This window comes from Pseudomonas sp. NPDC012596 (genome assembly GCF_042902325.1).
Taxonomy (GTDB): Bacteria; Pseudomonadota; Gammaproteobacteria; order Pseudomonadales; family Pseudomonadaceae; genus Aquipseudomonas.
This window is the reverse complement of record NZ_JBIBEB010000023.1, coordinates 34520-46840: the sequence shown is the minus strand read 5'-3', so window position 1 is coordinate 46840 and position 12321 is coordinate 34520. Positions and strand designations below refer to the sequence as shown.

Here is a 12321-nt window from a genome sequence, read left to right as displayed (position 1 = left end):
GCCAAGCCTGAGTGCTGTGAATAACCTGTAGGAGCGGGCTTGCCCGCGATGAGGCCATGCCGACCAGCCTACTCCCGAGTGCCTGCCCCCGCACTCACCAGCGCCAGCCAGGCCCGCGCCGCCCGCGAAAGATACGCCCCCCGCCGCCAGATGAACGCAATGTCCCAGCGCAGATCCTCCGGCGCGCTCAACGGCAAACGCACCACCCCAGGGCGCTCCAGCGCTTTGGCCACCACCCGGGGCAGCAACACTACGCCTTGGCCGGCCGCCACCAGCGCCACCAGAAAGTCTGCCTGGCCACTGCGCCCACCTTCCTTCGGGGTAAAGCCCTGCTGCTGGCATGCCTTGAGCAACCGATCATTGAGCACGAAACTGCGCTGATAAAGCAGGAAGGGCGTGTCAGCCAATTGGCCCAGGGTGACCTGGATCTGCCCCGCCAATGCATGCCCCGCCGGCAGCAACGCATCCAACGGCTCGTTGCAGAACGGCTGATATTCGAACGCCGGATCGTTCGGCGTCAGGCTGCCGCCCAGCTCCAGTTCGCCACTGCGCACCGCCTGCTCGACGCTGCGGCTGCCTCCTTCGAGCAACTGAATCGAGATGTTCGGGTGCTGGCGCCGGTACTCGGCGAACAAACCGGCAAACAGCGCATCGCTGCCCAGCATCGGCAGGCCCAGGCGCAGTTCGCCGCGCGCCATCTGGCTCAGGTCATCGAGCTCGCTGAGCAAGGCCTGGCGTTGCCGTAGCAACGCTTCGCCACGTTCCAGCACGATGCGCCCGGCAGCGGTCAGGTGCAGTTGCGAAGCCTGGCGCTCGAGTAAGGGCTGGCCCAGATCCTGCTCCAGCTGGGCAACCTGCTTGCTTACCGCCGACTGACTAACATGCAGGGTGTGAGCGGCCTGAGTAAAGCCGCCGCGATGAACCACCTCGATGAAGCTGCGCAACTGTTTGAATTCCATGCTCTGAATTCCATTATGGAATGGTGGTAAGTCTAACAATTCGCTTCTGGCCTAGGCAGTCAAATCTTAAAATGAGGGCCTGTCGAGGCCCCCCCATGAAACCCGCGTTATTGAAAAAGTCCCTGCGCCTGCTCGTTGAGTTGGCGGCTCTATTGGCATTGTTCCTGTTGGGTGGCCAGTTGGCCGGTTGGTTGGGCTGGCCTGTACCGGGCGGTGTGATGGGCCTGGCCGTGCTTCTGCTGCTGTTCGCCTGCGGCGTGGTCAGGCCGGCCGCCCTGCAAATGGGCGCTGGCTGGCTGATGGCCGAAATGCTGCTGTTTTTCATTCCCGCGCTGATGAGCCTGCTCGATTACGGCAGCCTGGTGCGCGAAGAAGGCTGGCGCATCCTGGTGGTGATTGCCGTGAGCACGTTGATGGTCATGGTGGTCACGGCCGTGACCGTCGAGGTTGTGTGCCGCTGGAGGTTGCGCCATGAGCCTTGAACCCATGCCGCTGTTCTGGCTGGCGCTGACGCTGCTGGCGTACCTGGGTAGCCGCTGGCTGTACCGGCGTACTGGTCGTTACCTGATGTCGCCGCTGATTCTGGTGCCCGCACTGTTGCTGGCGGTGGCCGTGCCGTTGCACACCGCCTATGCCGAGTATGCGCGCAACACCCACTGGCTGATGAGCGTACTCGGCCCGGTGACCGTGGCCTTCGCGGTACCGATCTGGCAGCAGCGGGCCATGCTGGCGCGGCATTGGCCGGCGTTGCTGGTGGGCATGGTCGCCGGCAGTGCGGCGTCGATCGGCAGCTCGTGGGGATTGGCGCACCTGCTGGCGCTGGATGACGCGATCAGCCTGTCGCTGGTGCCGCGCTCGATCACCACGCCCTTCGCCATGCCCCTGGCCCACGATTTGGGCGGGGTGCCGGAGCTGACAGCGGTGTTCGTCATGTTCACCGGCGTGCTCGGTGCCATGTTCGGCGGCGTGCTGCTGCGCTGGCTGCCGCTGCGCACACCGCTGGCACGTGGCGCGCTGTTCGGCGTTGGTGCGCACGGTGCGGGGGTTAGCCGGGCCCAGGAAGTGGGCCGCGAAGAAGGTTCCGTGGCCGGCCTGGTCATGGTCCTGACCGGCTTGCTCAACCTGTTCGCCGCGCCGCTGCTGGCCCTGCTGCTATGACCGTTCGTGCCACTGACTCGCTCGGTCATCAAGCTGGCTGGCAACGCAAGTTTCACAGGGTCTGCGCCTGACTAGACTCAGCCTCGACATAGAGAGCACATGTATGTGCCGAGGTGACATGCAATGACCGCAGCCTTGCCCTATACCCTCAACCCCCCCTCCTATCCGGGACGACTCTGATGCCTCTGGCCGAGATACCATTGTGCGTCTGGCGTACCCGGAGTCAGAGTTTTTCATTCCGGGGCCAGAGCATCCGCTACTGGACGGCAGGGCAAGGAGAGCCCCTGCTGCTTCTGCATGGATTCCCGACCGCCAGTTGGGATTGGCATTACCTCTGGACGCCGCTGGCCCAGCGCTTTCGCGTGATCGCTTGCGACATGCTCGGGTTTGGCGATTCGGCCAAACCCCTCAACCATGCCTACAGCCTGATGGAGCAAGCCGACCTGCAGCTGGCGCTGCTCGCCCACCTCAAGGTCGACCAGCCTGTGCACCTGCTGGCACATGATTACGGCGGCAGTGTGGCTCAGGAACTGCTGTCGCGACACCATGAACAGCGGGCGGAAATCGCCAGTTGCGTGTTCCTCAACAGCGGCCTTTTCGCTGAAAGCTGCCAGGTGCTGCTGATTCAGAAGCTGCTGCTCAGCCGCCTGGGCTGGCTGGTGGCGCGCTCATTCGGGCGTGACGACCTGGTGCGTAATGTCACGCAGGTGTACGGGCCATGCACGCACCCCAGTGAAAGTGCGCTGGATGATTTCTGGAGCCTGATTGCCTCGAATGGCGGTACGCGCATCCTGCACAAGCTGGTGGGTTTCGTGACCGAGCGCCGGGTGCATCGCGAGCGATGGGTGGGTGCACTGCAGCGCGAGGGTGTGCCCCTGCGCTTCATCAATGGTGTGGTCGACCCGCTATCCGGCGCGCGCATGGTCGAGCGCTATCGGCAACTGGTACCCAACCCGGACACGGTGCAACTGCAAGGCATTGGCCATTACCCGCACACCGAAGCGCCCGTGCAGGTGCTGCGCCACTACCTGGCCTTTCGCGAACAGCCGCTGAGCTACTTGCCGCAGAAGGTGGCCTGGTCCTGAGCGGGTGAAATCGTTCAGCGTTATTGCCTGGCATTCAGCCTGAGTGAGCTTGATTGTCCGCCGGCAGGGGCTGGCGGACACTCGACGTCTTCAACCTGACCTGGAGCCATGAGCATGAGCGAGCCGGTACGTCTGCAAGACCGTGTGGTGATCGTCACGGGGGCCGGTGGTGGCCTGGGGCGCGCCCATGCGCTGCTGTTCGCCGCGCGTGGCGCCAAGGTGGTGGTCAACGACCTTGGTGGTTCCAGCCACGGTGAAGGCGCCAGCGCTTCGGCGGCCGATCGGGTGGTGGAAGAGATCCGCGCTGCAGGTGGCACGGCGGTGGCCAATCACGATTCGGTCAGTGACGGTGCACGTATCGTCGAACAGGCCCTGGACAGCTTCGGCCGGCTCGATGTGCTGGTGAACAATGCCGGGATTCTGCGCGACAAGACCTTCCACAAGATGGACGACAGTGATTGGGACCAGGTTTACCAGGTGCACGTCGAAGGCGCCTTCAAAGTAACCCGCGCCGCTTGGCCGCACCTGCGCGAGCAAAGCTGGGGGCGGGTAATCTTCACTGCTTCCACATCAGGTATCTACGGCAATTTCGGCCAAGCCAACTACGGCATGGCCAAGCTGGGCTTGTATGGCCTGACCCGCACCTTGGCCATTGAAGGGCGCAAGTATGGCGTGCTGGTCAATGCCATCGCACCCACCGGTGGCACGCGCATGACCGAAGGGCTGATCCCGCCACAGGTATTCGAACGCCTCAAGCCCGAGTTGGTCAGCCCGCTGGTGGTTTACCTGGGCAGCGAGCAGTGCCAGGACAGCGGGCAGCTGTTCGAGGTCGGTGGTGGCTGGGTGGGCAAGGTACGGTGGGAACGCAGCCTGGGCGTCGGCTTCGACCCCCGCGAAGGTTTCACCCCTGAGCAGGTGGCGGACAACTGGGCGCAGATCGGTGATTTTGCGCATGCGGTGCACCCGCAGGACAACGTGCAGGCTTTGCAGCAGATGATGGCGAACCTGCAGAAGTATCCGCAGGAGTGATTGATTTCAGAGCATAAAAAAGGCCGCTGCAAAGGCAGCGGCCAATCGAGACGTTAGATCAAGGAGCTTCAAAATCAACGTCGGTAAACCTCGCGGGCCTGAGGGGCTGGGGGGGTAGTTGCCCTTCATGCCGGCCAGTGAGTCAAGAATAAGCGCTTGATCCGGTGGGAAAAATAGCGGCTTGTGACATTCACCTTTACGTTTCGGGCAATAGTGCCGCAGCGCCGTTCAAGCCTTCGGCGAGTGGCCCATACGCCAGCTGGTCTCTTGCGCCGCCGCCAGCAGGCGCTGCGCCGCCGGCCCATGTTCATCGGCATGGAAGATCGACGTCGGCCCGACCACGGTCATCACTGCCGCGATCTGCCCCATGGCGTTGAACACCGGTGCCGACAGTGCATCCACCCCGGGCATCAGCAGGCCATGCACATGGTGCAGGCCGCGTTTGCGAATGCCGGCCAGCAACGTGTCGTAGTCACTGGCGCTGTGCTGCAGCACGCTCAGCTCCTTGTCACGCAGCTCCAGGGTTTCGCGCTCGGGCAAGTAGGCGGCGAACACCAGCCCGGTGGATGAGCTGAGTAGCGGCAGTACCGAACCGATCTGGGTCACCACCGTGACTGCGCGTACGGCAGGTTCGATGCTCACCACCGTCGCCCCCTGGTTGCCCCACACGGCGATGAAGCAGCTCTCGTTGAGCTCATCGCGCAGTTGTGACAGCGGCATCGCTGCCACTTTCAACACATCGATACTGCCCAGGGCCGCCAGCCCCACCCGCAATGCCTCGCGCCCCAGCCCGTAGTGGTTGGTGGCCGCATCCTGTTCGGCAAAGCCACTGGCAATCAGTGCCTGCAGGTAGCGGTGCACCTTGCTCGCGGGCATCTGCACGTGCTCGGCCAGGCGCGAAAGTGATGTCGAGGGCGACAGTTCGGCGAGGGCCTTGAGGATGTCGGTGCCGACTTCCGCCGAGCGGACCTTCTGCTTGCCGTTATCGGTGGGGGAGCTGGCTTTGGCCATGGCGAAGATTTTTCCGGTTTTTACGAGTCGCGCCTTTATAGCTTGACGCCCTGCACGGAGCAAATTACGTTATTCGTAATCTGATTACGATAAAAACAAAATCCGGAGGCATCGATGAACCGCGACGCGTCGCCCGACCTTCAGTACCTGAGCGGCTTCGGCAACGAATTCGCCAGCGAAGCACTGCCTGGGGCCTTGCCGATCGGGCAGAACTCACCGCAGAAGGCCCCTTATGGCCTGTATGCCGAGCTGCTGTCGGGCACGGCTTTCACCATGGCGCGCAGCGAGCTGCGGCGCACCTGGCTGTACCGCATTCGCCCATCGGCGCTGCACCCGCGCTTCGAGCGCCTGGGGCGCCAGCCGTTGAGCGGGCCTCTGGGTGCGGTGACCCCCAACCGCCTGCGTTGGAGCCCGCAACCGTTCCCCGTCGAGCCAACCGATTTCATCGAGGGGTGGTTACCGATGGTGGCCAACTCGGCTGCGGAAAAACCGGCAGGCGTCAGCATCTACATCTACAGCGCCAACCATTCGATGGAGCGGGTGTTCTTCAACGCCGACGGTGAGCTGCTGCTGGTACCCGAACAAGGCCGCCTGCGCATTGCCACCGAACTTGGGGTAATGACTGTCGAGCCGCTGGAAATTGCCGTGATTCCGCGCGGCATGAAGTTCCGCGTCGAACTGCTCGATGGCCAGGCCCGTGGCTACATCGCCGAGAACCATGGCGCGCCGCTGCGCCTGCCGGACCTGGGCCCTATCGGTAGCAACGGCCTGGCCAACCCGCGTGACTTCCTGACCCCCGTTGCGCACTACGAGGAGGCCGAAGGCCCGGTGCAACTGGTGCAGAAGTTCCTTGGCGAGCACTGGGCCTGCGAGCTGCAGCATTCGCCACTGGACGTGGTGGCCTGGCACGGCAGCAATGTGCCCTACAAATATGACCTGCGCCGTTTCAACACCATCGGTACCGTCAGCTTTGACCACCCAGACCCGTCGATCTTCACCGTGCTGACTTCGCCAACCAGCGTGCACGGCCTGGCCAACATGGACTTCGTGATCTTCCCGCCACGCTGGATGGTGGCCGAGAACACCTTCCGCCCACCGTGGTTCCACCGCAACCTGATGAACGAGTTCATGGGCCTGATCAGCGGTGCCTACGATGCCAAGGCAGAAGGCTTCCTGCCGGGCGGCGCCTCGCTGCACGGGGTGATGAGTGCCCACGGGCCCGACGCCGAAACCTGTGAGAGGGCCATTGCCGCCGACCTGGCACCCCACAAGATCGATGACACCATGGCCTTCATGTTCGAAACCAGCCAGGTGCTGCGCCCGAGCCAGCAGGCCCTCGAGTGCCCGCAATTGCAGGCCGACTACGACAGTTGCTGGGCCAGCTTGCCGAGCACCTTCAACCCGAACCGGAGATAACCCATGAACCAGTCCGCCATCGCCCGCAGTTGGGTCGAACACGCCAACGGGCACAGCGACTTCCCATTGCAGAACCTGCCACTGGGTATTTTCAGCCGGCCGGGTGAAACGCTGCGCTGCGGTGTTGCCATCGGCGATGCGATTCTCGACCTGGAGGCCGTGCTGGCTGCCGGTTTGTTCGAAGGCCAGGCAAAGGCCGCCGTCGAGGCCACCCGCGGTGGCGCCTTGAACGCCTTCTTCGCCCTCGGCCGCAATGCCCGCGTAGCCCTGCGCGAGCGGTTGCTGGCGCTGTTGGGCGAGCATGGCGAGCACCAGGCCGAGCTCAAGGCCGCGCTGTATCCGGCCAGTGATTGCCAGTTGCACCTGCCGGCCAAGGTCGGCGACTACACCGATTTCTACGTAGGCATCCAGCACGCCACCAACGTCGGCAAGCTGTTCCGCCCCGACAACCCGCTGCTGGCCAACTACAAATACGTGCCGATCGGCTACCACGGCCGGGCCTCGACACTGCGCCCGTCGGGTACCGATGTGCGCCGCCCCAAGGGCCAGACGCTGCCGGCCGGCCACACTGAACCGAGCTTCGGCCCGTGTGCGCGCCTGGATTACGAGCTGGAGCTGGGCATCTGGATCGCCCAGGGCAATGACATCGGCCAGGCGATTCCGATCGCCGAGGCCGACCAGCACCTGGCTGGCCTGTGCCTGCTCAACGACTGGTCGGCGCGCGATATCCAGGCCTGGGAATACCAGCCGCTGGGGCCGTTCCTGTCGAAAAGCTTCATCACCACGCTGTCGCCTTGGGTGGTGACCGCCGAGGCGCTGGAGCCGTTCCGCTGCGCCCAGCCGGCGCGCCCGGAAGGTGACCCGCAACCGCTGCCGTACCTGCTGGACCCGCGTGACCAGGCTGAAGGCGCCTTTGATATCGAACTGGAGGTGCTGCTGCTCACCGAGCGCATGCGTGAGCAAGGCTTGCCGGCCCACCGCCTGGCACTGAGCAACACCCTCAACATGTACTGGACCGTGGCGCAGTTGATCGCCCACCACAGCGTCAACGGTTGCCAGCTGCAGCCAGGCGACCTGTTTGGCTCGGGCACGTTGTCTGGCCCCACTGCCGATTCGTACGGCAGCCTGCTGGAGATCACCGAGGGCGGCAAGCAACCGGTCGAGCTGGCCAGTGGCGAGGTGCGCAAGTTCCTCGAGGACGGCGATGAAATCATCCTGCGTGCGCGTTGCCAGCGCGATGGGGTGGCCAGCATCGGCTTCGGTGAGTGCCGCGGCAAGGTCATCGCCGCCAACTGAGGGAGCAGGGCCATGGAGCTGTATACCTATTACCGTTCCACCTCGTCCTACCGGGTGCGCATCGCCTTGGCGCTCAAGGGCCTGGGTTACCAGGCGCTGCCGGTCAACCTGCTCAAGGGCGAGCAGCGTGCCGGGGCCTATGTTGCCGTGAACCCCCAGGGCCGCGTGCCGGCCCTGCGCACCGATGATGCCGAGCTGTTGGTGCAGTCACCGGCGATCATCGAGTACCTGGAAGAGGTTTATCCACAGCCTAAGCTGCTGCCCGCTGGCGCTGCGGCACGGGCAAAGGTGCGCGGGGTGGCGGCGATCATCGGTTGCGATGTTCATCCGCTGCACAACGTCAGCGTGCTCAACCAGCTGCGCCAGCTTGGCCACGACGAGGCACAGGTCAATCAGTGGATTGCTCACTGGATCGGCCAAGGCCTGGCGGCCGTGGAGCAACTGATCGGTGACCAGGGCTTCTGCTTCGGTGAGGCGCCGGGGCTGGCGGATGTCTACCTGATCCCGCAGCTGTATGCGGCCGAGCGCTTCAACATCGACCTTGGCGGGTATCCGCGTATTCGCCGAGTAGCGGCGCTGGCTGCCGGGCACCCCGCGTTCAGCCAAGCGCACCCTGCTTGCCAGGTGGATACCCCCGCTCAGTGAATCGAACGGTTGGCCTGCGGTAGCTTGCCGATCCGTTCGGACAGCTTCAGCCGTTGCACCGGGTCATCGGTCAGCAGCAGGGCATGCTCCAGGTCGAAGCGTTCGGCCTGCGGGCAATCGAGGTGCTGGTAGAGCGAAGCGCGGGTCATGTAGTCGCTGACCTGCACCGGGCCCAGCTGCATGACCCGTTCGGCATCGATCAATGCCGCCAGGTGGTTGTCGTTACTGATGTGCAGTTGGCGAAGGTTGCGCGAGAGGCGTTGCAGCATCTGCGTCGGGCTGGCCGCGCGCAGGTGCTCGGCCGTAAGTGGCACATGCGGGCCGAACTGGCGGGCGAGCAGCTCACGGCAATCATTGGGGTACAAGCGTCGGCCGCCGCAAGGGTCAAGTAAATGATCGGCGCCCGGTACTCGTAGCAGGAAATGGCCAGGGAAGGCCACGCCTTCCAGTGGAATGGACAAGCGCCGGGCCAGTTCCAGCGTGATGATCGCCAGGGCCAGAGGCTGGCCACGACGGCGTTGCAGCACCTTGTCCAGCAGCGCCGCCTGCGGGCGCAGGGGGTGGTATTCGTCTTGCTGGAAACCCAGCGTGTTCAGCTGACGCAGCAGGGGTTGAGCCAGCTCTGCCACTGGCAGCATTGGCAGACTGGCGCTGATTTCACTGTGCAGATGATTCACGGTGGCAAGGCTGGCCGCGGGCTCGACCTTCCGATCGTGCTCGACGGCAATCCACAAGGCGGCTTCCAGCAGGGCGACCGGCTCGCGTTCCAGGCAGGCCAGGCAGGCTTGGCGTGGGTTCATTGGGGCATCTCCACATACGTTTGAGTAATAGCCCTGGCGCCGTGATTCGTCCAGTGGTCCGGTCGCCCTGTGGGGCGTAAGCCGATGCCTATACTGGTAGGAGCACCTCGCAGGGGAGCCCGCCGATGTTCGCGCTGATGCAAAGCACCCGCACCCAATCGCTGCACCTCTTCACCGACCCGAAGACTGGCCTCAAGGCCGTGGTGGCGATTCATAGCGAAATCCGCGGCCCGGCGCTGGGTGGCTGCCGCTACCTGCCGTATGCCGATGACGAAAGCGCCATGGCCGATGCCATTCGCCTGGCGCAGGGCATGAGTTACAAAGCGGCGCTGGCCGGGTTGGCCCTGGGCGGCGGCAAGGCGGTGATCATGCGCAACCCGCATGTGGAAAACCGTGCGGCGTTGTTCGAGGCGTTCGGCCGCTTCATCGATACCTTGCAAGGGCGTTTCATCATTGCCGTGGACAGCGGCACCTCGACCCTGGACATGGACTGCATCGCCCAGAGCACGCCGCATGTAACCAGCACAACGGCATCCGGTGACCCTTCGCCGCATGCGGCCATGGGGGTGTTCGCCGGCATCCGTGCCACCTGCCTGGCCCGCCTGGGCAGCAGCGACCTTAAGGGCTTGCGCGTGGCGGTACAAGGCTTGGGCAACGTCGGCTATGCCCTGGCCGAGCAGTTGTATGCAGCCGGTGCCGAGTTATTGGTGAGTGACCTGGACCCAGGCCGGGTACGGTTGGCGGTGGAGCAGTTCAACGCCCACCCGGTAACCAACGATGCCTTGATCAGCACGCCCTGCGATATTTTCTCGCCGTGTGGCGTGGGGCCGGTGCTAAATGGCCAGACGGTGATGCAGCTGCGTTGTGCTGCGGTGGCTGGCGCGGCGAACAACCAGCTCACCACCTTGCAGGTGGCTGACCAGCTGGAAAACCGCGGCATTCTCTATGCGCCGGATTACGTGATCAATGCGGGTGGGTTGATCTACGTGGCGATGAAACACCGCGGCGAAGAGCTGAGCACCATCACTGCCCAACTGGCGCGAATACCCGAACGGTTGACCGAAGTGTATGCCCACGCCCAGGCCGAAAAGCGCTCACCGGCTAGGGTGGCGCAGATGCTGGCGGAGCGGTTGTTGTACGATGAGCGTTAGCGGGCCTTGTGATTTACCTGCGCGAACACGCAAACAAACCCCTGCAAAGCCCCCCGAAATCACTCTGCAGCACTGCCATCCAGCAGTTCGGCCAACGCATCCGGCTGGCTCTTGAACGCCCGGGCAAACACGTCACGGTTCTTGGCCATGTAAATACCGGCTTCTTCGACCTGCTGTTCGGTCAGTGAAGGCACTGCCTTCTGCAACACCTCGGCCAGGCGTTCGGCCAGCTCGAGCATTTTGTCGTGACGGTCTGCTTCGGCCTTATCCATGAACAAGCGCTCCGGGTCGCGGCTGCTGCGGTACACCACTTCGACGGCCATTCATCACCTCTGTGCCTTTTTGCGGTTGGTTGATCGATTACTGTATGCGCATACAGTAATGGCAATGGCACCTCTGAATCAAGCTTTGCCGCAAAAAAGCGTAGCCCACAGGTGCCTTGCGGCAATCGGTCGCCTTCCAAGGCAGGGGCCTGGCCCTTTAACTGCATGACACAAGCGTCACACAGGTGACGCATCATCCTTCAGGTCGTATCGGGGAGCTGGATATCGTGAACATCAAATGGGCGGAAAAGCTGCGCAAGGGCCTGCATGGTTCGGCCGACTCGCTGGGCAATCTGTGCGTCGAGGCATTCCACTACCTCGCCCTGTTCGGCATCGGCGCGATTACCGCCTACGCGGCGGTGGTGACGTTCCTGGACATGCTCGGCAAGGGCGGGATCAGTGTCGATGACATCCTGCTGCTGTTCATCTACCTGGAGCTCGGGGCGATGGTCGGTATCTACTTCAAGACCAACCACATGCCGATCCGCTTCCTGTTGTACGTGGCGATCACCGCGCTGACCCGCCTGCTGATCGGCGATGTCTCGCACCACAAGGCGCCGGATGAAGGGCTGCTGTACCTGTGCGGTGGCATCCTGCTGCTGGCGTTTTCGATCCTGGTGGTGCGCTACGCCTCGTACCGCTACCCCTCGACCAAGGTGCTGGACGCCAACGGCAAGGAAGTGGAAGACGGCAAGTAAGGGGCTACCTATCTAGCGCCAAGGTCTGCCTTGGCTGCTGTTGAATCCTGGCTGGCGCTCAGGGGAGCATCGTGACACCCGGTTGCGGTCGATGGGCGCCCAAGGAGAACAGCCATGAGTATTACAGCGGAAAAAGTACATGCCCATCTCAAATACGCGCTGAGGCTTGACCCCGATGGGGTGCATGTCACCGAAGTCGCCGATGTCATCGAGCTCGAAGTGGTCGCTAGCCGTTCCCTGGTGGAGGAGTCTCTGTACTGGCTGAAACAAAACCAGGAACCGACCTACGACCAGGGCCTGTTTGGCCTGTTTCAAAAACCGGATACGTTCGACCCCGCGCACCGGGCAGGGGGCGTGAGCCTGTCTGACCTGGAGCGTGAAATCGGGCGAATGCTGGTGACACTGGGCTGATAACTCAGTTGGCCACGCCGGCTAGCGCAAACGGTCGTGCGTCAGGGGCCGCTTCGCGGGTCAGTGCGGCCAGAACCTGCAAGGGGTTCTGCCCCAGTTCGATGGCCAGGCCCAGGCGAATGCTGTCGATGACCCGCTGCAGGCGCACCGGGTCATTGCGCTGAGCCTGGCTGATCAGGCGCTTGGCGACCACGCCGGCATCGTCGGACAGGGTGAGCATGATGCTGCCATCGAGGCGTTCGATGCTCAGGTTTACCCGGTACTCGGGGGCGAAAGCGGCGCTGATCTGTTCGAAGGGGTTGTTCATGGTCGGGGTCTGCAAAGATTGACTGCAGAAGT

The 12321-nt window shown here is 63.5% G+C and carries 15 protein-coding genes; 10 read left to right on the top strand and 5 right to left on the bottom strand.

Annotated elements, in window-relative coordinates; translation table 11 throughout:
* Window positions 1-68: 68 nt before the first annotated feature.
* Window positions 69-959 carry a LysR substrate-binding domain-containing protein gene (locus ACFY68_RS23290; RefSeq protein ID WP_387532260.1) on the bottom strand — a complete coding sequence of 297 codons (891 nt, stop codon included), beginning with the start codon at window positions 957-959 and terminating at the stop codon, window positions 69-71.
* A gap of 95 nt (window positions 960-1054) precedes the next feature.
* Between ACFY68_RS23290 and ACFY68_RS23285 the strand changes: the two genes are divergently transcribed.
* The 4 genes from ACFY68_RS23285 (at window position 1055) to ACFY68_RS23270 (ending at window position 4231) form a co-directional block, all read left to right on the top strand.
* Window positions 1055-1441, top strand: coding sequence for a CidA/LrgA family protein (locus tag ACFY68_RS23285; RefSeq protein ID WP_387532257.1), 387 nt, complete (start codon window positions 1055-1057; stop codon window positions 1439-1441).
* Window positions 1431-2117 (top strand): LrgB family protein, encoded by a 687-nt coding sequence (locus ACFY68_RS23280; protein ID WP_346613937.1) that lies wholly within the window; start codon window positions 1431-1433, stop codon window positions 2115-2117. Before ACFY68_RS23285 ends, ACFY68_RS23280 begins: the two co-directional genes overlap by 11 nt.
* A 179-nt stretch (window positions 2118-2296) precedes the next feature.
* Window positions 2297-3202 carry an alpha/beta fold hydrolase gene (locus ACFY68_RS23275; RefSeq protein ID WP_387532254.1) on the top strand — a complete coding sequence of 302 codons (906 nt, stop codon included), beginning with the start codon at window positions 2297-2299 and terminating at the stop codon, window positions 3200-3202.
* Window positions 3203-3316: 114 nt separating this feature from the next.
* Entirely contained in the window at window positions 3317-4231 is a 915-nt protein-coding gene (locus tag ACFY68_RS23270; RefSeq protein WP_387532251.1) for an SDR family oxidoreductase, read from the top strand.
* 228 nt (window positions 4232-4459) lie between these two features.
* Here ACFY68_RS23270 and ACFY68_RS23265 read toward each other — a convergent pair whose 3' ends face one another.
* Window positions 4460-5242: an IclR family transcriptional regulator gene (locus ACFY68_RS23265; RefSeq protein WP_387532248.1), complete on the bottom strand. Its 783-nt coding sequence runs from the start codon at window positions 5240-5242 to the stop codon at window positions 4460-4462.
* Between the two features lie 114 nt (window positions 5243-5356).
* Between ACFY68_RS23265 and hmgA the strand changes: the two genes are divergently transcribed.
* From hmgA to maiA, 3 genes are read left to right on the top strand one after another with little or no spacing between them, the layout of a single operon-like run.
* Window positions 5357-6658, top strand: a complete 1302-nt coding sequence (gene hmgA, locus ACFY68_RS23260; RefSeq protein ID WP_387532245.1) for a homogentisate 1,2-dioxygenase — start codon at window positions 5357-5359, stop codon at window positions 6656-6658.
* Between the two features lie 3 nt (window positions 6659-6661).
* The gene (gene fahA / locus ACFY68_RS23255) at window positions 6662-7954 is read left to right on the top strand and encodes a fumarylacetoacetase (RefSeq protein ID WP_387532242.1); all 1293 of its coding nucleotides are present in this window, start codon (window positions 6662-6664) and stop codon (window positions 7952-7954) included.
* Window positions 7955-7966: 12 nt separating this feature from the next.
* Entirely contained in the window at window positions 7967-8599 is a 633-nt protein-coding gene (gene maiA / locus ACFY68_RS23250) for a maleylacetoacetate isomerase (RefSeq protein WP_387532239.1), read from the top strand.
* Here the strand turns inward: maiA and ACFY68_RS23245 are convergent.
* Window positions 8593-9399 carry a SirB1 family protein gene (locus tag ACFY68_RS23245; protein ID WP_387532236.1) on the bottom strand — a complete coding sequence of 269 codons (807 nt, stop codon included), beginning with the start codon at window positions 9397-9399 and terminating at the stop codon, window positions 8593-8595. The two genes, maiA and ACFY68_RS23245, sit on opposite strands and share 7 nt — an antisense overlap.
* A gap of 125 nt (window positions 9400-9524) precedes the next feature.
* Here ACFY68_RS23245 and ACFY68_RS23240 point away from each other — a divergent pair, with 125 nt between their 5' ends.
* Window positions 9525-10550: a Glu/Leu/Phe/Val dehydrogenase dimerization domain-containing protein gene (locus ACFY68_RS23240; RefSeq protein WP_346613945.1), complete on the top strand. Its 1026-nt coding sequence runs from the start codon at window positions 9525-9527 to the stop codon at window positions 10548-10550.
* A 59-nt stretch (window positions 10551-10609) separates the two neighbouring features.
* Here ACFY68_RS23240 and ACFY68_RS23235 read toward each other — a convergent pair whose 3' ends face one another.
* A complete protein-coding gene (locus ACFY68_RS23235) occupies window positions 10610-10873 on the bottom strand; it encodes a YebG family protein (protein ID WP_346613946.1) in 264 nt (87 codons plus the stop codon).
* 227 nt (window positions 10874-11100) lie between these two features.
* Between ACFY68_RS23235 and ACFY68_RS23230 the strand changes: the two genes are divergently transcribed.
* Window positions 11101-11571, top strand: a complete 471-nt coding sequence (locus tag ACFY68_RS23230) for a phosphate-starvation-inducible PsiE family protein (RefSeq protein WP_346613947.1) — start codon at window positions 11101-11103, stop codon at window positions 11569-11571.
* A 114-nt stretch (window positions 11572-11685) separates the two neighbouring features.
* Complete coding sequence (locus tag ACFY68_RS23225; protein WP_387532231.1) at window positions 11686-11982, top strand: hypothetical protein; 297 nt, start codon at window positions 11686-11688, stop codon at window positions 11980-11982.
* Window positions 11983-11986: 4 nt separating this feature from the next.
* On the opposite strand, the gene ACFY68_RS23220 is transcribed toward ACFY68_RS23225, so the two are convergent.
* Window positions 11987-12289: a DUF3509 domain-containing protein gene (locus ACFY68_RS23220; protein ID WP_387532395.1), complete on the bottom strand. Its 303-nt coding sequence runs from the start codon at window positions 12287-12289 to the stop codon at window positions 11987-11989.
* Between the last annotated feature and the right edge of the window lie 32 nt (window positions 12290-12321).

Coding starts and splice junctions, on each gene's coding strand:
- ACFY68_RS23290 (WP_387532260.1), bottom strand. CDS start 959: ATGGAATTCAAACAGTTGCGCAGCTTCATCGAGGTGGTTCATCGCGGC.
- ACFY68_RS23285 (WP_387532257.1), top strand. CDS start 1,055: ATGAAACCCGCGTTATTGAAAAAGTCCCTGCGCCTGCTCGTTGAGTTG.
- ACFY68_RS23280 (WP_346613937.1), top strand. CDS start 1,431: ATGAGCCTTGAACCCATGCCGCTGTTCTGGCTGGCGCTGACGCTGCTG.
- ACFY68_RS23275 (WP_387532254.1), top strand. CDS start 2,297: ATGCCTCTGGCCGAGATACCATTGTGCGTCTGGCGTACCCGGAGTCAG.
- ACFY68_RS23270 (WP_387532251.1), top strand. CDS start 3,317: ATGAGCGAGCCGGTACGTCTGCAAGACCGTGTGGTGATCGTCACGGGG.
- ACFY68_RS23265 (WP_387532248.1), bottom strand. CDS start 5,242: ATGGCCAAAGCCAGCTCCCCCACCGATAACGGCAAGCAGAAGGTCCGC.
- hmgA (WP_387532245.1), top strand. CDS start 5,357: ATGAACCGCGACGCGTCGCCCGACCTTCAGTACCTGAGCGGCTTCGGC.
- fahA (WP_387532242.1), top strand. CDS start 6,662: ATGAACCAGTCCGCCATCGCCCGCAGTTGGGTCGAACACGCCAACGGG.
- maiA (WP_387532239.1), top strand. CDS start 7,967: ATGGAGCTGTATACCTATTACCGTTCCACCTCGTCCTACCGGGTGCGC.
- ACFY68_RS23245 (WP_387532236.1), bottom strand. CDS start 9,399: ATGAACCCACGCCAAGCCTGCCTGGCCTGCCTGGAACGCGAGCCGGTC.
- ACFY68_RS23240 (WP_346613945.1), top strand. CDS start 9,525: ATGTTCGCGCTGATGCAAAGCACCCGCACCCAATCGCTGCACCTCTTC.
- ACFY68_RS23235 (WP_346613946.1), bottom strand. CDS start 10,873: ATGGCCGTCGAAGTGGTGTACCGCAGCAGCCGCGACCCGGAGCGCTTG.
- ACFY68_RS23225 (WP_387532231.1), top strand. CDS start 11,686: ATGAGTATTACAGCGGAAAAAGTACATGCCCATCTCAAATACGCGCTG.
- ACFY68_RS23220 (WP_387532395.1), bottom strand. CDS start 12,289: ATGAACAACCCCTTCGAACAGATCAGCGCCGCTTTCGCCCCCGAGTAC.